Consider the following 17,850-nt stretch of genomic DNA (forward strand, 5'->3'; position numbering starts at 1 on the left):
GAATGAGTGTAAAGATACACAAAAACCCCGAAGCATGGACTTTTTTTAAGTGTCCACGATTCGGGGTACAGTTCACTCTAACGAGATGGTGACTTCTTTTTTTGTATTATTTTTTTTGCATACAGCTTTTCTATTTCTACATACAACTGTGCCAATTGAATATAGGAATGATAGTGATTTGGTTGCTTTGTAATAAATGAATAACGTTCCATAAAGTTAATCGGTTTTATTTGTAGCTCATCAATCTTGTTTTTAATATCCTTTAATCCTGACACTGGTTTTCCGTTTAGCCAATATAAACTCGATAATAAATGAGCTGCAAAGTGAATCATTGGCCTTTTTGCTTCATTTCGCTTTCGATCCTGAAAAAATATCGATATATCCTCTTTTTTGTCTTTCCATATATCTAATACAGCTGGAATTCCCATTTCTATTTCATTCCATGGCTCATATTGTTTTCCTATATCAAATAAGAAATAATGGCTTTCTAGCAATTGCACAAACGATTCATCTGTATGATATATAATCTTATCTATATCCCCTTCAAAAAAAGGATTACATTGAAACTCATCCGGTACTTGTACAACTTGTTCCATCTTTTTATTTCCCCTTCATTCGCTTCTTACCTTCACGACACACTTCTAGTAGCCGGCATTCTTCACATTGCGGCCGCTGTGCTTTGCAATGATAACGTCCAAAGAAAATCATTCGGTGATGCGTAACTCCCCACTCTTCCATTGGCACTTTCTTCATTAATGTTTTCTCTACCTCTAGAACGGAATCTTTCCAACGGCAAATAGCCAAGCGTTTACTTACACGTTCCACATGTGTATCAACAGCAATAGCTGGGATACCAAATGCTACAGAAACAACTACATTTGCAGTTTTTCTACCAACCCCTGGTAGCTTTGTTAGTTCATCCCGATCCTGTGGTACCTCTCCATTATAGTCTTCAAGCAACATTCGGCATAACTTTTGAATATTTTTCGCTTTGTTCCGGTACAATCCAATTGAACGAATATCTTGTTGCAACTCTTCTAAGGACACATTTAAATAATCTTCAGGTGTCTTATACTTTTGAAATAAACTTTTCGTTACTTTATTTACAAGGACATCTGTACATTGTGCAGATAATGCAACTGCAATTACAAGTTCAAATGGATTATCATGATTTAATTCACAATGTGCTTCTGGATACATTTCTGCCATTGTATCTAAACAATAACGAATTTGCGTCTTGTTTAACATGTATTTCCTCCTATATCACTGCTCCAACCAATTATAAAAAGGCACTTTCCCCGTATATTTGGTCTCTTGTTTCGTTACTTGCTGCGAGCGTTGTTGATTCGCTCTAAATTTCCGCCCTTGATCTTGCGCTTGATCAACTGTCTTAATTCCATTCTTTTTCCACTCAAAGAGAATACGGTCAATATATCGAAAATTAAGTTTCCCACTCATTACAGATTCTCGAAGAGCTGCTTGAATTAAATTCGGATGATGTTGATCCTGATCTTGCCACATCGCTAATGTTTCACATTCAAAAGGCGATAATGGTCTTCCAAATTCCCGTTCAAAAATTGTATATAAATTCACTTGAAGTTTCTTTTGTTCTTCTTTTTCTTCTTCTATTGTTTCATTCATTAAAAAATGAAAGATTTTTTCCCAAAGTGGTTGCAACGAATAACTTTCGCACATCATAGCTTCAGATTTTTGACTACCTTCTAATGCTAAAAAGCCTTTTTGAATTAACGCTTGAATGATTTCCATACATTTCATTTCTGTTATTGTCATTCGTTCTGCAATCTCTGAAGGAGTTGGAAAAGAATTACCCGATTCTAGAAAAGTATGCACATGGAGTACAACCATAAATTCCATCTCATTTAAGCCTAATTTTTTATAATGCATCATAAGCAATTTTGGAATTGCGACGCTGCCTTGTTCAAACCATTGTAACATCATTTTTTTCTTCATGACCATACACCTCGCTTTCTAGTATAACACACCTGTTATAATTTTCTTTTACCACAATTCGTCAAAAAACCTCCCTATAGATAGGGAGGTCATCTTCATTTGTTCAAAGTAACTTATGTGGTAAAAATGAAAGTAATTAGCCTTTTAAGCCTGTACTTTACTTCTCATAAACGTATTAATTCGCTCTAACGCTTTCTCTAATTGTTCAAGAGATGTCGCATAGGATAAACGAACATTGTTTGGTGCACCGAACCCTGTTCCTGGAACAAGAGCTACTTTCTCTTCTTCTAACAATGCTTTTGCCCACTCATCAACGGTTTCATATCCAGCTAACGCTACAGCCTCTTTTACGTTCGGGAATAAATAAAATGCACCTTGTGGTTTAATACAAGTGAAACCAGGAATTTGAATTAATTTATCATAAATAATGTTTAATCGTTCTTCGAATGCTTGACGCATCATTTCCACAGGCTCTTGCGACCCAGCATACGCAGCAATTGCGCCGTATTGAGCGATTGAAGTAGGGTTTGACGTACTATGACTTGCTAAGTTCGTCATCGCTTTAATAAGCTGCTTATTTCCTGCTGCATAGCCAATACGCCATCCTGTCATGGAATGCGATTTAGATACACCATTAATAATAAGTGTTTGTTCTTTTAATGCATTAGAAAGCTGGGCAATTGAAGTATATTCCACGCCGCCATAAACCAATTTCTCATAAATCTCATCAGAAACAATTAAAATGTCGTGCTCTAAACATACTTCTCCAAGCTGCTGTAATTCTTCTTTGCTGTAAATCATCCCTGTCGGATTGCTCGGTGAATTTATAATAACAGCTTTCGTCTTCTCTGTAATTGCCTCACGTAGCTGCTCTGGCTTAATTTTGTACTGATTATCTTCTAGTCCTTCTACATAAACTGGCTTACCACCAGCAAGCTTTACTTGTTCTGGATAACTTACCCAATAAGGAGTCGGAATGATAACTTCGTCCCCTTCGTCAAGTAGCACTTGAAATAGTGTATAAAGTGCATGTTTTGCTCCATTACATACGATAATCTCAGTTGGATCATACGCTAATCCTTGATCACGAGTAAATTTCTTCGCAATTTCTTGTTTTAATGTTGCTAATCCACCAGTTGGTGTATATTTCGTATGTCCTTCTAACATTGCTTTATGTGCAGCATCTATAATATGCTCTGGCGTATTAAAATCAGGTTCTCCTGCTCCTAATCCAATTACATCATGGCCTTCAGCTTTCAATGCTTGTGCCTTTGCTGTAATTTCTAAAGTTGAAGACGGTGTTAAAGCAGCTACTCGCTTTGCTAATTTCATTTGTGGTTTCCCCCTGCATCTATTTTTCAATGCTGTAATATCCAGCATATTTCCCATCTTGAAATTCTAGATAATAATACGTATAACGACCTTCTTGATCAATATATGTAATTTCCCACAACGGAACATCGTTTTCAGCACCTAATTTTGCCTTTACCAATTCTTTGGGCTTACGTTCCCCAGCCACAATTTGTAAAGCTTTCTTTTCAGAAATGCCCTCGTTCTTTTTACGTACTAGAACATTCCCTTTTTTCTCAGGTACCCAAACAATGATTTGTTCTCCTTTTTCATCTACACCTTGTACGACTGCATATGAAGATTTTCCGTTATAATAATCAACCGTTTTTACTTTCGTAAGCTTTGCTTTTTCTTTTGCAATTTCTACAACTTTTGACTCTTTCGGAATTTTCTTTTCCATTGTCGCATTATAAACATGCACCCCATATAATCCAATGGCAACGATAACGATAATGATGGCAAAGATCCACTTCTTCATTGCATCACTACGTTCTGTATATCGTAAATACTGCTGTTTCTTTTTCGTTTTCGTCTAATGCCAATCCGAACATGAGGTCCTGCTCTTTTAAAGTGCGATTCAAACTATCAACAATTTTATATAAGTCAGACGAATATTTAATACGCGTCGTTGATAGCACTTCGATTTTCTTCTCCATGAAAACTCCTCCGTTACACAAAAATTTCTAATTATAGAAGAACGCAATACGGTTACAATAAGAGTACATTCTTTACAACCCCTGCTTCATCACCCATCTATTATAGCAGGACATGTTCAGCAAAAAAAGGTTTCAAATTGAAAACCGAAACATTTGTATACAAGAAGTAAGAAAAAATAAATTTCCTCCTACCCACATTTCATGCCTGAAGTACGTCGTACTTCAGGCATATTTTTTCACTTACTGTTATTACTTTAGCTATTTACCGATAGTAATTCCACCTACCTCAAAGTTATCTAAAAAATAACAAAAGTGAGGTAGGATATACTACCCGTCAAAAAACGATTGGCGAAGACGAAGAATCAGTGAGAAATGAAGGAACCCTCAGTGATTACAGTTTCACTTTATCCGCTTTATTCTTCTAAGTGATCTAACAGTTCTTCTAACGACCCTTCATAAAGAGGAACATTTGGAATAGATTGCATAAATCTTTTTCCGTAGAAAGAGTTGGTTAAACGACGATCTAAAACAAACACCGTTCCAGTATCCGTCATTGTACGAATTAATCGTCCAAACCCTTGCTTAAAACGAAGAATTGCTTGCGGAAGTGCCAGTTTCGTAAATACGTCGTCTCCTTTATTTTTCAACCATTCACTTTTGGCTTCCATCATTGGCTGATGAGGCGGTGTAAATGGTAACCGAACAATAACAAGATAGCTTAATGCATCTCCAGGAATATCAATCCCTTCCCAAAAACTACTTGTTCCTAACAAAATTGCTTTGTCGAACTCTTGAAATTTCCGAACTAAACGACTTCGGCTACGATTATGAACACTTTGTGTTAGTAATACAAAGTCTTCTAATTCATCCGCTTGTTTTAAATTTGTATATGTTTCCTTTAGCATTTCATAGGATGTAAACAAAACGAGCATTCTTCCATTTGTCGCTTTAGCAATCTTCATAATATGATGTGATACTTCTCTTATATACACATCCTCGCTTACTTGCTTAATAAGAGGAACATCAGTAGAAACCATTAGCTTTACTTGTTCCTCATAATGAAACGGCGATGGAACTGTTAATGTGTCTGGTGCAAAGTCATATAATCCAAGTTGTTCCTGTATATAATCGAATGTATTATTAACAGTTAAAGTCGCCGAAGTAAAAATAACGCTTCGCTTTTTTGTTAAGAACTCATCCGCAAACCTTTCTCCTATATGGACAGGTTGTGCATATAACACAGTGGAATGAATTGTACCTTTCGTTTCCGTTTCCATCCATGTCACATACTCTGTTTTTTCTAATATAAGCAGCTGCAATGAGTCGACCATTTTACGCAATAATTCAATTAAATGCATAAACTCGCCTGTAACAACATGCATCTCCCATTCGATTTTACTTTGTAATAAGTCCGCTTGTTGCTCTAGCGCAGTAAGTATTTTTCTCAATTCGTATACGAAGCGATTTGTTAACTCAGCTATACTTCTCCATAGCTTTCCATCCTCTTGGTCCGCGTTATATCGATAAATAAGCGGCATATTATTTGCCCCTTGTTCTTGCTTTGTTTGCTGAAATATAAATGTACGTAACATTTGAAATAATTCATCAGCATCGAATTTAATTTCCTTTAACCTATGACTCACCATTCGAAAAGCTGAGCGTGACGAATGATGAGATTTTTTCATCAATTCATATACCTTTGATAGCACATCGTCCGTCTCTAACGTACCAAAGCGTGATAAGATTAATTGAAAGTACATGCATGAAAACTGCTCTCCAAGTGTCCTAGTCGCTGTTTCTTCGATGTGATGAGCTTCATCAAAAATAATATGTTCACAAGATGCCAAAAGTGGATCTTCACTAACAAAATCTTGAAATAGTAAAGCGTGATTTGTAATAACAATATCTGCAAATAACGCTTTATTTTTTGCTCGTTGATAAAAGCAGCGACTAAACCAGTTGCTTTGCATGCCGCCCGGACTGTACGTATCACTACAAATGCGATCCCACAGTAACTTCCCGCCTTCTGGAATATTAAGCTCGTCACGATCACCAGTCTCCGTTTGCAATAACCATACTAATACTTTTGCTTTCGTAAGCGCAGCATCATAGTTTTTCTCTTCTTCTTGCAATGCATATTCAAATTTATGTAAGCAAAGATAATGTTTTCTTCCTTTTAAAAGAGCCACTTCGAATGGAAATGGTAATATACTTTGTAATAAAGGAATTTCATTTTCAATCATTTGTTGTTGCAGTTGTACCGTTTGCGTACTAATAACAACTGACTCTTCTCTTCTCTTTGCAAAATAAATACTTGGAAGTAAATAAGCAAGTGTCTTCCCTGTACCTGTTCCTGCTTCAATTAATGAAAAACGAGAATCTCTTAATGCTGTATATATTTCCTTCATCATTCGCTGCTGACTTTCTCTTTGTTCAAAATTTGGCATCTTTAGCTCAAGTTGTCCCATTGACTTGTGTAAAAAAGCATCAAATTTAGATAAACAATCATCACCGATTTCTAATGAATAATTTCGTTTTCGAAGCGCAATATTTCGATATACTTCATATTCCTTTGCATCTTCTGTACCAAGCATCACTTTATTTAAAATATTTTCTGAAATGATATTCGCTATATCACTTTGGAATACATCGCTTAGTTCATATAAAGATTGTAATGTGACAAGCGGTAGTTTTTCTAATTGATTTAGAAATTGTAAAAATAATTCCGCTGTCACGAGAGCATCACTATCCGCACGATGCGGTTGATCATGTTCCAATTCATGTTTTTTTGCTAAATCACGCAATTTATAGCTATCAGCTGTCGGCAATAAAATTTGTGCCAATTCAACCGTATCAATTTTTGGACAGTTTACTTCTCCATATCCAGCCTGTTTTAATTCTTCCTTCAAAAAATTCCAATCAAAGTGAACGTTATGTGCAACAAAATAAGCACCCTGTAATAGTTCGGCTACCATCGGCGCTACATCGCAAAATAGCGGGGCTTGTTTCACGAGATTTTCATCAATCCCTGTTAATTCTGTAATAAATGGAGGAATCTCTCTCTTCGGGTTAACAAAAGACGAAAAGATTTCCAATATCTCTCCAGCTTCTACTACAACAGCTGCAATTTGTGTAATTCTGTCCTTCCCATCTTTCCAGGAGTTCCCTGTCGTCTCTAAATCGACAACGACATAACGCTTACTCATATGTAACACCTCAATTTCTTACCCTTTCAAACAACAAAAATTCATATATTGTTACTATACCACGTTTTATATCATCTTAATGAAAAGATGGACAAAAAATAGAAGAGCCTGGTGTTGAAAAAAGGACTCTTTCTATTCATTCAAGTATATAGTTTCAAAAAAATCTTTAATCTTCTTTATTAATGAATAATTTTTCCGAACCGTTTTTTTTACGTGTATTTACATAAAGTAAGCTTCCATCCGCGGGATTTTACATGCTATTATCCTCACTCACCTATTTGCGCGCCTCTCTGAATCTTGAGGTAGCTGTCTTACTGCCGTGATAGCAAGATAAAATGAAAAGCTACCTCATATGAGATAGCTTTTCATTTTATAAAATCGTACCTGCTTTTTCAGCACCTAACATTTCAACAATTTGATTGTTATCATCTAACACCGCAATTTTTGGTACTTGTTTATCTACATCTTCTGTCGCTACGAGACCGTAACAAATAATAATAACTTTATCTTCAGGTTGTACAAGTCTTGCAGCTGCACCATTTAAACAAACAACACCGCTGCCACGTTCTCCTTTAATTACATACGTCTCTAAGCGAGCTCCATTGTTATTATTTACAATTTGTACTTTTTCATTTTCTACAATCTCCACTGCGTCCATTAAATCTTCATCAATTGTAATACTACCTACATAATTTAAATTTGCTTCTGTTACAGTCGCGCGATGTAACTTTGCTCTCATCATTGTGCGAAACATAGATGATTCCCCCTTATTCAACCGTTAATGTAATATTGTCAATTAAACGTGCATTATCAAACTTCACTGCAATTGCAAGAATAATACGCCCACCAATTGTTTCAACTTCCGTCAAAGTTGGGTACGCATATAGATCTGCATAATCGACGATACCTTGTATATTTTCCTCAATATATTCTTTCACAAGACGTGTAATGATTTGCGGATTACGCTCTCCAGCTTCAATTCGTTTTTTCGCTATACATAAACTTTGATATAAATGTGGTGCTTCCTCACGTTCTTTTTCTGATAAATATACATTACGAGAACTTCTTGCTAATCCGTCCTCTTCCCTAACGATATCAACAGGTACAATTGTGATTGGAATATTGAAATCACGTACAAATCCTTGGATAACAGCGACTTGCTGTGCATCTTTCATACCGAAGTAGGCACGCTTTGGCATTGTAATATTAAATAGTTTCATCAATACAGTCGCAACACCTGCAAAATGAATCGGTCTTTGCTTACCACATAATACGTCGGTACGCTTTATAACTGCAACCTTTGTTGTCTGTTCTGCAGGATACATTTCTTCTACGCTCGGATAAAATAAATAATCAACCCCGGCTTCTTTTGCTACTTTCTCATCTCTCTCGATATCCCGAGGATAGCGATCTAAATCTTCATTTGGTCCAAATTGTAATGGGTTTACAAATACGCTTAAAATAACAACTTCATTTTCTTCCCTTGCTTGACGTAATAAAGTTGCATGCCCTTCGTGTAAATATCCCATCGTTGGAACAAAACCGCTATCTCTACCACTTGCACGAATTTCACTAGCAATTTGCTGCATCTCTTGCACTGTTGTTACAATTTTCATCACTGTTTCCCTCCGTATAATGCTACACATTCTTCCTCTTTCATTGTGAATGAATGTTGTTCTTCCGGAAATTGTCCTGCTTTTACTTCAGCAACATATTGCGCGATTCCGCGTACAATTTCTTCTTGAACTGATGTATATTGTTTCACAAATTTTGGAACACGCTCCACTCCATACGAAATGAGATCATGATAAACAAGTACTTGACCATCTACTTTACTACCTGCACCAATACCTATTGTAGGAATCGTCAGCTGCTGTGATACAAGCTCTGCTAGTTGCATTGGTACGCATTCTAAAACGATTGCCATTGCACCAGCCTCTTCACATTTCTTAGCATCTTCTAACAATTTCTTTGCACTTTCAGCATCTTTTCCTTGCACTTTATAGCCACCTAATACACCTACAGATTGAGGTGTTAAACCAAGATGAGATACAACAGGAATTCCTGCATTCGTTAAGAAGCGAATGATTGATACTACCTCATCCGCTCCTTCTACCTTCACTGCATGTGCTCCGCTCTCTTGCACGATGCGGCGCGCATTATGCATCGTTTCTTGCAAAGATACATGGTAAGACATAAACGGCATATCCGTTACAATAAAAGTTTCCTTTGCGCCGCGGCGCACTGCTTTCGTATGATGAATCATATCATCTACCGTTACTGGAATGGTAGAATCGTATCCAAGTACAACCATTCCAAGGGAATCCCCTACTAAAATCATATCAACTTCAGCTTCTTCTGAGAGCTTTGCAGATGGATAATCATACGCAGTAAGCATCGTAATCGGCTCACCTTTCTCTTTCATTTTTAAAAAATCTGTTGTCGTTTTCAAAAACTACTCCTCCTTTATTCAGGAGAGAGGAGATGGCCGAAATCATATAAAAAACCCATCTGACCAAAAAAGGGCAGATGGGTTGTGTTAGTCGGCAAAATTCATCCCTCTGTCCCAGTCCGTTGTTGGATCAAGGCAGAATCCAAATTATTTTTCTTCATTGCTTGAAATAATGGTGCAGTTCACTCAGATACTGCCCATATTCGAACTAATTATAGCAAACTAAGAAATAAAATTGCTACATTTTTTTGAAAAAATAATTTTCTATTCCTATTACAGTATGTGAAATTTCAAGAATAGCAACGAATATAACAGTAAACAATTCTATTCTTACTGTCATCCAATATACAAATAAAAAGAAGCTCCCAAGCAGGAACTTCTCTCTACTTAATTTCTATATCAGCAGAATGAATATGATGAAGTTGACCTTTATCATCTTCTAACATAAGTACACCATCCGCTGTAATTCCTTTTGCTACACCTGTAATCGTATCTTTCATCGTTCGGGCCGTAATTTCTTTTCCAATACTTATTGCATAACTTTCCCAAAGAAGTTTAATAACCGAAAAACCATTTTTTACATATTCTTGATATAACTTTTCCATTTGTAAAAAGATCTGTTGCATAAGCTCTGCTCGCACAATTGGTTTTCCTGATTCAATTGCTAAAGATGTTGCAATTTCTTTAATCTCATCTGCAAAATGTTCTTGCCCTTGATTTGCATTAATTCCAATTCCCATAATAACAGCATTAATCTTATCTGGGTCAGCCTGCATCTCTGTTAAAATACCGACAGCTTTTTTTCCTTCAATTAAAATATCATTGGGCCATTTAATTCCCACATTCACACCTGTACATTTCTCAATTGCTTGTGCTACACTAACAGCTGCTAATAAAGTAAGCTGAGGGGCATGATGAACGGGAATAGCTGGACGTAAAATAATACTCAACCAAATCCCTGTCCCTTTTGGTGAGTGCCATTTTCTACTCAAACGGCCACGTCCTGCTGTTTGCTCTTCCGCAACGACAATTGTTCCCTCCGCCGCCCCTTCATAAGCAAGTTTTGCTGCAATATGCTGCGTAGACTCTACAGATTCTTTAAAATAAACAGTTCTCCCTATAAATTCAGTCTGTAAGCCTAATTGAATTTCATTCGCTGTTACTTTATCTGGCTTACTAGCAATCCGATATCCTAGACGGCGCACAGCTTCTAGCTCATATCCTTCGCTCCGAAGATCCTCCATATGTTTCCAGACAGCGGTTCTTGAGCAGCCAAGCTTGTCACTAATTGTTTGACCAGATACAAACTCGCCATCTGCTGCAGAAAAAATCTGCAGTAATTGTTTTCTTATAGTAGATTGCATCCTTGTAGCCACTCCCTTATTTTCTCTTTCTCATTTTCTAATCGTTCTTGTAAAATTTCTTCTTCGATTCTTTGCAACACTTCTGCCACCCATGGTCCTGGCGTTTTTTCTGTCCAACCTAACAAATCATTACCGCTTACTTTCATTTCCTGACGATTATGAATGGATAATGAATCAAATAATGACTGTACCTGATTTACAGAAAATATATCATATTTTTTTATAATAGCTTGATATACTCTTTCCGCCATTAAAGCAGTATGCAAACCTGTCTTGTATAGAAAAACTGCATCCCAAGACTTTGTTTTTCTAGAGCGGATTGCTAATATAACAGCTACAATATCTTTTATTTTTTTGTTTGAAAATTTCCATTGACGTAAGAAAACTGATGGATGTTCTTCACCAATACAATATAAGAAAAATGCCCACGCCTCGATATCGGTTTCAAAAAAATCCCAGTTATATTGCATAGCTTTTAAAATTCTTTCTTCTGACATTTGTAAATATGGTAAGTGCGTAACTAGTTTCGTCTCTACTAGTTGTTGAAGCCCATTTACACAATATTTACCCGTCAACAGCTTTTCAAACTCAACTGTAATTCTTTCAATCGCTATATGTTCCAGTAAATGCCCATACTCCTCAATCGCACGTTTCGTTTGTTCCTCTAAAAAGAATCCTAAAGTACTAACAAAGCGAATACCCCGCATCATACGTAGTGCATCTTCTTGAAAGCGATCCGCAGCATTCCCTACTGTTGCAATTTCTTGTTTACGAATTGCCTCTTGCCCCGCAAACAAATCAATGATGTTTCCTTCTTCATTCATCGCAATCGCATTCATAGTAAAATCTCGTCGTTTTAAATCTTCTTCTAATGAACGAACAAACTGAACACTACTTGGTCTGCGAAAATCTTCATAATCACTCTCCGTTCGAAATGTTGTCACTTCATACGGAATACCTTCTTGAACAACAATAACCGTACCATGTTCAAGCCCAACAGGGACATGTCTTGGGAATAAATGCATCACTTCTTCTGGAAGAGCTGATGTTGCGATATCAATATCACCAATTGGTCTATTGATAATAAAATCACGCACACTTCCCCCAACAAAATATGCTTCATGCCCATGTTGTTTCAATGTCTCAATAATTGCTCCAGCTTGTTTAAATCGTTTCATTTTTGTCATCCCTTAGTATGTCATAATAAATTGCCTCATATTGTGAAACAATATTTTCTGAACGAAATTGCTCATATACAGCTTCCATGGCGCGCTGTGCCATATTTTGATGGAGATCGTCGTTTTTAAGCAATTGTATCGCTTGCTTAGCTATACCTTTGATATCTTCAACTTCACATATATATCCCGTTTCACCATGTTGAATAACTTCTGGAATACCTCCAACACGCGTACCAATACATGGCACACCACACGCCATTGCTTCTAGTAAAACGAGGCCAAAGCTTTCTTTTTCTGATAAAAGCAACATTAAATCGCTCATTGCAAGAAGCTCAGCAACATTATCCTGTTTTCCTAAAAACAAAACATGTTCTTCAATATGTAAGCTTTTCACCAACTGTAAAATTGTACAAAATTCCGGCCCATCACCAACAAGTAATAATTTCGCTGCCACTTCTTTTACAATTTTAGCAAATGAATGGACAACATCTTGTGCACGCTTGACCTTGCGAAAATTCGAAATATGAATTAATACCTTTTCATCTTCACGTATACCATACTCTTTTTTTAGTTGGGACATATCTCTCTTAAAATAGACACGCTCATCAATAAAATTATATACAGTTTGAATTTCTTTATTTGGCTTTACAAGCTCATGTGTTTCTTGAATTAACGAGTGAGATACAGCTGTAACAACATCAGATTGCTCAATACCAAACCGTATTAAATTATTTAGAGAAGGATCTGAACCAAGTACAGTAATATCAGTTCCATGTAACGTCGTAACGATTTTAATATCGTCTCCAATCATTTGCTTTGCTAAGTATGCACAAATTGCATGTGGTATTGCATAGTGTACATGTAAAACATCCAAGTTTTCTCTCTGTGCAACCTCTGCCATTTTACTTGCTAATGCTAAATCGTAAGGTGGATATTGAAAGACAGAATATTGATTTACCGTTACTTCATGAAAATAAATGTTTGGATATACTTTATTTAATCGGAATGGAACTCCAGAGGTAATGAAGTGAATTTCATGACCTCGTTCAGCCAATTGTTTTCCTAATTCAGTTCCTACAACCCCAGAACCACCAACAGAAGGATAACATGTTATACCTATTTTCAATTTCATTTACATCCCCCTATTAAATCAGCATGTAATAAAACTGGCTTTTTACTCATAAATCCTTCAGCATACATAACTCCAACTTCTTTTCCAAACATTTTCTCACGAGCGATTACTGTTTCGACATAACCTTCTGTTAAAGGTGTCTTCACACCATCACTTCCTGCTGTAAATTGGCTTTCATAGGCTTCTAACGCGGCTATCTTTTCAGAAAGATGTTCGCTAATATCAATGCAGAAATTCGGTTTATGAAAACCATTAATCATATAATAATAAAAAGATTGTACGCGATGTGGTGACATTTCTGGCATATATTTACGAACACCTGCTGAAAACACAGCTTCTTCCACGAGTTTCGCACAATTCGCATGGTCTGGGTGGCGATCTTCATAGTATGGTGCAAAAATAAGCGTTGGCTTATATGTCCGAATAATTTTTACGATTTCTCTTATATATTCTTCTTTCATATACAGACCGCGGTCTGGCATTGCTAAATTGATTCGCTCTGTCACTCCCATGATACGAGCGGCTGCTTGTGCTTCTTCTTTTCTTAGTTCAACCGTCCCATTTGAGGATAAATCGGCTTCTGTCAAATCACAAATGCCAACTTCATATCCTTGTTTTGTATATTTGGCAATAGTGCCAGCCATGCCGATTTCAACATCATCGGCATGGGCACCAAACGCTAATATATGTAATCCTCTCATAATTTGTTCCCTCATTTTCGTAACTTTCGGTAGTCTAAATCTCCTCGTTCTAATGCATGCATTAACATCTCAGCACTTGCCATATTCGTTGCAAGCGGTATCGCATATACATCACATAAACGAAGCAATGCATTTACATCTGGCTCATGTGGTTGTGCTGTTAGCGGGTCCCGAAAGAAAATCACCATGTCTAAATCGTTTTTTGCAATCATTGCACCAATTTCTTGATCGCCGCCAAGAGGACCAGATTGATATCTTGTGACTGTAAGTCCTGTCGCTTCCATAATGCGAAGGCCTGTTGTTCCCGTAGCAAAAAGTTCATGTTGTTCAAAAATTGGTTTATATGCGTATGCAAACGAAACCATATCATCTTTCTTTTTGTCATGTGCAATTAAGGCAATCTTCATCCGTCTTCCCCCCTTTAATCGATAATCTTCTCTAATCCATATACAAGATGGTCAAGATTCATTACTGTTTCAATAGATAATTTTACTCCAGACATAAATGATGCTCTGTTGAATGAATCATGACGAACTGTTAACATTTGTCCGTCTCCGCCAAACAATACTTCTTGATGCGCAATAAGCCCTGGTAAACGCACGCTATGAATATGAATACCATCTACATTTGCACCACGTGCTCCTTTTAATTGTTCTGTTTCATTTGGATGACCTTGTTGTTTTGGTTCACGATTTTGACGAATTAAATCTACCGTTTTTACAGCTGTACCTGATGGTGCATCTAATTTTTGATCATGATGTAGTTCAATCACTTCAACATCTTGGAAATATTTCGCTGCCATTTGAGAAAACTTCATCATAAGTATTGCACCAATTGCAAAGTTTGGAGCAATAATAGTACCTACCTGTTTTTCTTTCGCAGTGTCTGTTAAATGCTGAAGTTCTTCTTCTGTAAACCCTGTCGTACCAATAACGGAACGAAGACCATGTTCAACAGCGAGTGTAACATGTTCTTTGCCGACTTCTGGTGTCGTTAAATCTAGCAATACATCCGCTTCTACTTCATTTAAACAAGTATGTAAATCCGCATAGATTGGTGCATGTAATGTAGGCATTCCAGGAAGATTTGAAATCATTTCACCACCATGCTTATAATCAACTGCTGCTACTAATTGAAAATGTGGTGTTCTTTCCATTAGAAGTACTGCTTCGTGTCCCATACGTCCTCTTGGTCCAGCAATAATCACTTTAATATCTTTCATTATTCTTTCTCTCCCTCTTCAATACGTGTCCAGCGATCTTTATCACGTGTATTAAATTTATCCATTACAATGTTATGCGCTGTTTCTAAATCAATATGTAAGCTATTTGCCATGCAAATCATAACAAATAATACATCTCCAAGTTCTTCTTCAATTGTTCGTTCTTTTTCAGTCGTTTTCTTCGGCTTCTCACCGTAATAGTGGTTCACTTCCCTTGCAAGTTCACCCATTTCTTCTGTCAAACGAGCCATCATTGCAAGCGGACTGAAATAACCTTCTTTAAATTGACTAATATATGCATCTACTTCTTTCTGCATATCTTTCATCGTTTTTTGTTCCATGTTGTTCACCTCTAATCCTTCCTCTTTCATGTTAGCCAATTCATGGCGATTTGACAAATATTATTCCTCTTTCGTCCCTATTTGCCACGTATTTTTGGATAGACTATAATAAAGTGAAACTTTCTTTTGCAAATGTTCTTCTTGCAAAAGATTAGTTGAACCAATCGGGCTCTTACGGTTAGTTAGTCTTTTCTTCTCGCCTTACTCCTTACCAACCGTTAGTGGGGGTAAAATGAAACTTTCTTTTGCAAATGTTCTTCCTGTAAAAGGTTACCTCTTACCAATTACAATCATACAAATGACTTACTATTCTTATCGTGTTTCTTCGTCATTAGCTATTTCAACGGAGCGAAGTAACAATTACATATTAGGGGGCTTGCTACATGAAAACCAACTTAAAGATTCGAAACATTATATTTATTTTGATTGGTTCCGCTATCTTCTCTTTTGGCATCGTAAATATTAATATTGAAAATCACTTAGCAGAAGGTGGCTTTACAGGAATTACGTTATTGCTTTATTTTCTCTTTTCGCTTGATCCATCGTATACAAACTTAATCTTAAACATCCCTCTCTTTTTTGTCGGCTGGAAATTACTCGGCCGAACAACTTTCTTATACACATTAATCGGAACGTTTAGCGTCTCCTTATTTCTATGGATTTTTCAGCGCTACGAATCATTAAATTTACATTTAAATTTGCAAAATGATATGACATTAGCAGCCCTGTTCGCTGGAGCATTTATTGGGATTGGTCTCGGAATTATATTCAAATACGGTGGAACAACTGGTGGCGTCGATATTATTGCTCGATTAGCTCATAAATATGTTGGCTGGAGCATGGGAAAAACAATGTTTATGTTTGACGCTGTTGTCATTGTCATCTCCATTCTTACATATCTATCTTATCGCGAGGGCATGTATACGTTAGTTGCGGTCTTTATCGGAGCAAAGGTCATTGACTTTATGCAAGAAGGAGCATATGCAGCAAAAGGAGCAACCATTATTTCAGATAAAAACGACGAGATTGCTGCCAAGATTTTATCCGAGATGGAGCGCGGGGCAACCTTTTTAAAAGCAGTTGGCTCTTATACAAAGATTGAGCGAAACGTACTTTATTGTGTTGTGGCAAAAAATGAAATCGTAAAACTAAAGAATATTATTACTTCAGTAGATCCTCATGCATTTGTTGCAGTAAGTGATGTACATGATGTAGTTGGTGAAGGCTTTACATTAGACGAAAATAAAAATCCATTACATAATTAAACATGCTAGATCTCTAACATTACTACACTTTCCAAATACACAACTTAAAAAGCTATCGAACCCGATAGCTTTTTAAGTTGTAAACCACTATAAAGAAAACTTCTACTATATATACTTCCCTAATTTTTCTAAATCCTCATAAATCAAATCCAACAAGCCTCTATTATAAAAAATTGATGCTGGATGAAATGTCGGAAAAATATTATATATCTTCTCGGTCCATATAAAATCTGTACTTTGATTATTTTTTAGTCTTCGTACTGGCTGCTGCAATAATTGTCCATGAACATCAGTAATTTTTTTATCTGGTCCCACTAAACGCTTTAATGCAATATTTCCAAGTGTGACAATAACCGGTGCTTGCACGTGCTCCATCTCATAATCTAACAAAGGAGCATGCACAAGTATTTCTCCCTGATTTGGGGTTCGATTATATTTCTTCTGAGCAACTTGCCCGCTCCGCTCTCTTTTCTCTCTCCATATATAAGGCCGGCTACGTACAGTGCTCGTAATATATACTTCTTCCCTTGTAAGGCCGATACGTTCTAAAAATCCCATTAACTCCTTACCTGCTCTTCCACTAAACGGAATGCCATTATGAATTTCTGTTTCTCCTGGCGCTTCTCCAACAAGCATTAGTTTCGGCTTTTCAGGACCTTGTCCACATAAAAAACCTTCTAATGGATAGGGAGCACTAAGTTTTTTCACATGCAGTACTAATGAATCTGGATATTGCATTTCCATCACCTTCACTCATAATCACTTTACCTATGCTTCTTACTATTATAACTTGCTCTTTAAATTTCATTATGCTACTTGTTATCAATTTACAATAATAAACAAATTATAAAACAAAATTCATCGCTTCTCTCTGAAACTTAAGGCTTGAGTCTTACTGTCCACAAATAGCGGGATAAAGAAAAAGACTATCGAAATTGGTCTTACCCCCGTCAAGTGGACAGCTGTAAAAAAAGACTATGCAGCCATCGAGATTCGATATTCAATCGGAGCT

General features: G+C 36.6%; 19 protein-coding genes. 1 reads left to right on the plus strand and 18 read right to left on the minus strand.

Annotated elements, in window-relative coordinates; translation table 11 throughout:
* Window positions 1-77: 77 nt before the first annotated feature.
* The 17 genes from JDS96_RS26470 to JDS96_RS26550 all read right to left on the minus strand — a co-directional run bounded on the left by JDS96_RS26470 (window position 78) and on the right by JDS96_RS26550 (window position 15,573).
* Window positions 78-596, minus strand: a complete 519-nt coding sequence (locus tag JDS96_RS26470) for a YpoC family protein (RefSeq protein WP_199668559.1) — start codon at window positions 594-596, stop codon at window positions 78-80.
* Between the two features lie 4 nt (window positions 597-600).
* On the minus strand, window positions 601-1,248 hold the full coding sequence (nth, locus tag JDS96_RS26475) for an endonuclease III (RefSeq protein WP_006094317.1): 648 nt from the start codon (window positions 1,246-1,248) through the stop codon (window positions 601-603).
* A gap of 15 nt (window positions 1,249-1,263) precedes the next feature.
* Complete coding sequence (dnaD, locus tag JDS96_RS26480; protein ID WP_199668560.1) at window positions 1,264-1,971, minus strand: DNA replication protein DnaD; 708 nt, start codon at window positions 1,969-1,971, stop codon at window positions 1,264-1,266.
* 144 nt (window positions 1,972-2,115) lie between these two features.
* Window positions 2,116-3,303: an aspartate transaminase AspB gene (aspB, locus tag JDS96_RS26485; protein ID WP_199668561.1), complete on the minus strand. Its 1,188-nt coding sequence runs from the start codon at window positions 3,301-3,303 to the stop codon at window positions 2,116-2,118.
* Between the two features lie 19 nt (window positions 3,304-3,322).
* Window positions 3,323-3,799 (minus strand): cell wall elongation regulator TseB-like domain-containing protein, encoded by a 477-nt coding sequence (locus JDS96_RS26490; RefSeq protein ID WP_003206481.1) that lies wholly within the window; start codon window positions 3,797-3,799, stop codon window positions 3,323-3,325.
* 7 nt (window positions 3,800-3,806) lie between these two features.
* Entirely contained in the window at window positions 3,807-3,977 is a 171-nt protein-coding gene (locus JDS96_RS26495; RefSeq protein WP_000412180.1) for a YpmA family protein, read from the minus strand.
* A gap of 413 nt (window positions 3,978-4,390) precedes the next feature.
* Window positions 4,391-7,183, minus strand: coding sequence for an ATP-dependent DNA helicase DinG (gene dinG, locus JDS96_RS26500; RefSeq protein WP_199668562.1), 2,793 nt, complete (start codon window positions 7,181-7,183; stop codon window positions 4,391-4,393).
* A 370-nt stretch (window positions 7,184-7,553) separates the two neighbouring features.
* Entirely contained in the window at window positions 7,554-7,937 is a 384-nt protein-coding gene (gene panD / locus JDS96_RS26505) for an aspartate 1-decarboxylase (protein WP_006094314.1), read from the minus strand.
* Between the two features lie 13 nt (window positions 7,938-7,950).
* Entirely contained in the window at window positions 7,951-8,799 is an 849-nt protein-coding gene (panC, locus tag JDS96_RS26510; protein WP_199668563.1) for a pantoate--beta-alanine ligase, read from the minus strand.
* A complete protein-coding gene (gene panB, locus JDS96_RS26515; RefSeq protein WP_003196375.1) occupies window positions 8,799-9,635 on the minus strand; it encodes a 3-methyl-2-oxobutanoate hydroxymethyltransferase in 837 nt (278 codons plus the stop codon). The genes panC and panB overlap by 1 nt, the downstream gene beginning before the upstream one ends.
* Before the next feature lie 383 nt (window positions 9,636-10,018).
* Entirely contained in the window at window positions 10,019-10,999 is a 981-nt protein-coding gene (locus JDS96_RS26520; protein ID WP_199668564.1) for a biotin--[acetyl-CoA-carboxylase] ligase, read from the minus strand.
* On the minus strand, window positions 10,984-12,177 hold the full coding sequence (locus JDS96_RS26525) for a CCA tRNA nucleotidyltransferase (RefSeq protein WP_033796007.1): 1,194 nt from the start codon (window positions 12,175-12,177) through the stop codon (window positions 10,984-10,986). Before JDS96_RS26525 ends, JDS96_RS26520 begins: the two co-directional genes overlap by 16 nt.
* On the minus strand, window positions 12,164-13,309 hold the full coding sequence (gene bshA, locus JDS96_RS26530) for an N-acetyl-alpha-D-glucosaminyl L-malate synthase BshA (RefSeq protein ID WP_199668565.1): 1,146 nt from the start codon (window positions 13,307-13,309) through the stop codon (window positions 12,164-12,166). Before bshA ends, JDS96_RS26525 begins: the two co-directional genes overlap by 14 nt.
* Window positions 13,306-14,010: a bacillithiol biosynthesis deacetylase BshB1 gene (gene bshB1, locus JDS96_RS26535; RefSeq protein ID WP_003196368.1), complete on the minus strand. Its 705-nt coding sequence runs from the start codon at window positions 14,008-14,010 to the stop codon at window positions 13,306-13,308. Before bshB1 ends, bshA begins: the two co-directional genes overlap by 4 nt.
* Window positions 14,011-14,021: 11 nt before the next feature.
* Window positions 14,022-14,417, minus strand: a complete 396-nt coding sequence (gene mgsA / locus JDS96_RS26540) for a methylglyoxal synthase (protein WP_097848519.1) — start codon at window positions 14,415-14,417, stop codon at window positions 14,022-14,024.
* Between the two features lie 14 nt (window positions 14,418-14,431).
* Window positions 14,432-15,232, minus strand: a complete 801-nt coding sequence (dapB, locus tag JDS96_RS26545) for a 4-hydroxy-tetrahydrodipicolinate reductase (protein ID WP_003206495.1) — start codon at window positions 15,230-15,232, stop codon at window positions 14,432-14,434.
* Entirely contained in the window at window positions 15,232-15,573 is a 342-nt protein-coding gene (locus tag JDS96_RS26550; protein ID WP_044880798.1) for a nucleotide pyrophosphohydrolase, read from the minus strand. The genes dapB and JDS96_RS26550 overlap by 1 nt, the downstream gene beginning before the upstream one ends.
* Before the next feature lie 383 nt (window positions 15,574-15,956).
* Here JDS96_RS26550 and JDS96_RS26555 point away from each other — a divergent pair, with 383 nt between their 5' ends.
* Complete coding sequence (locus JDS96_RS26555) at window positions 15,957-16,838, plus strand: YitT family protein (protein ID WP_016114108.1); 882 nt, start codon at window positions 15,957-15,959, stop codon at window positions 16,836-16,838.
* Window positions 16,839-16,943: 105 nt separating this feature from the next.
* Here the strand turns inward: JDS96_RS26555 and JDS96_RS26560 are convergent, their stop codons facing one another.
* A complete protein-coding gene (locus JDS96_RS26560; protein WP_206777228.1) occupies window positions 16,944-17,582 on the minus strand; it encodes a uracil-DNA glycosylase in 639 nt (212 codons plus the stop codon).
* Window positions 17,583-17,850 lie beyond the last annotated feature (268 nt).

The organism is Bacillus cereus group sp. N21 (assembly GCF_016483395.1).
Classification (GTDB): Bacteria; Bacillota; Bacilli; order Bacillales; family Bacillaceae_G; genus Bacillus_A; species Bacillus_A pseudomycoides.

Bases quoted from the DNA above. Each gene is read 5' to 3' on its own strand.
- JDS96_RS26470 (WP_199668559.1), bottom strand. From the start codon at position 596: ATGGAACAAGTTGTACAAGTACCGGATGAGTTTCAATGTAATCCTTTT.
- nth (WP_006094317.1), bottom strand. From the start codon at position 1,248: ATGTTAAACAAGACGCAAATTCGTTATTGTTTAGATACAATGGCAGAA.
- dnaD (WP_199668560.1), bottom strand. From the start codon at position 1,971: ATGAAGAAAAAAATGATGTTACAATGGTTTGAACAAGGCAGCGTCGCA.
- aspB (WP_199668561.1), bottom strand. From the start codon at position 3,303: ATGAAATTAGCAAAGCGAGTAGCTGCTTTAACACCGTCTTCAACTTTA.
- JDS96_RS26490 (WP_003206481.1), bottom strand. From the start codon at position 3,799: ATGAAGAAGTGGATCTTTGCCATCATTATCGTTATCGTTGCCATTGGA.
- JDS96_RS26495 (WP_000412180.1), bottom strand. From the start codon at position 3,977: ATGGAGAAGAAAATCGAAGTGCTATCAACGACGCGTATTAAATATTCG.
- dinG (WP_199668562.1), bottom strand. From the start codon at position 7,183: ATGAGTAAGCGTTATGTCGTTGTCGATTTAGAGACGACAGGGAACTCC.
- panD (WP_006094314.1), bottom strand. From the start codon at position 7,937: ATGTTTCGCACAATGATGAGAGCAAAGTTACATCGCGCGACTGTAACA.
- panC (WP_199668563.1), bottom strand. From the start codon at position 8,799: ATGAAAATTGTAACAACAGTGCAAGAGATGCAGCAAATTGCTAGTGAA.
- JDS96_RS26520 (WP_199668564.1), bottom strand. From the start codon at position 10,999: ATGCAATCTACTATAAGAAAACAATTACTGCAGATTTTTTCTGCAGCA.
- JDS96_RS26525 (WP_033796007.1), bottom strand. From the start codon at position 12,177: ATGAAACGATTTAAACAAGCTGGAGCAATTATTGAGACATTGAAACAA.
- bshA (WP_199668565.1), bottom strand. From the start codon at position 13,309: ATGAAATTGAAAATAGGTATAACATGTTATCCTTCTGTTGGTGGTTCT.
- bshB1 (WP_003196368.1), bottom strand. From the start codon at position 14,010: ATGAGAGGATTACATATATTAGCGTTTGGTGCCCATGCCGATGATGTT.
- mgsA (WP_097848519.1), bottom strand. From the start codon at position 14,417: ATGAAGATTGCCTTAATTGCACATGACAAAAAGAAAGATGATATGGTT.
- dapB (WP_003206495.1), bottom strand. From the start codon at position 15,232: ATGAAAGATATTAAAGTGATTATTGCTGGACCAAGAGGACGTATGGGA.
- JDS96_RS26550 (WP_044880798.1), bottom strand. From the start codon at position 15,573: ATGGAACAAAAAACGATGAAAGATATGCAGAAAGAAGTAGATGCATAT.
- JDS96_RS26555 (WP_016114108.1), top strand. From the start codon at position 15,957: ATGAAAACCAACTTAAAGATTCGAAACATTATATTTATTTTGATTGGT.
- JDS96_RS26560 (WP_206777228.1), bottom strand. From the start codon at position 17,582: ATGGAAATGCAATATCCAGATTCATTAGTACTGCATGTGAAAAAACTT.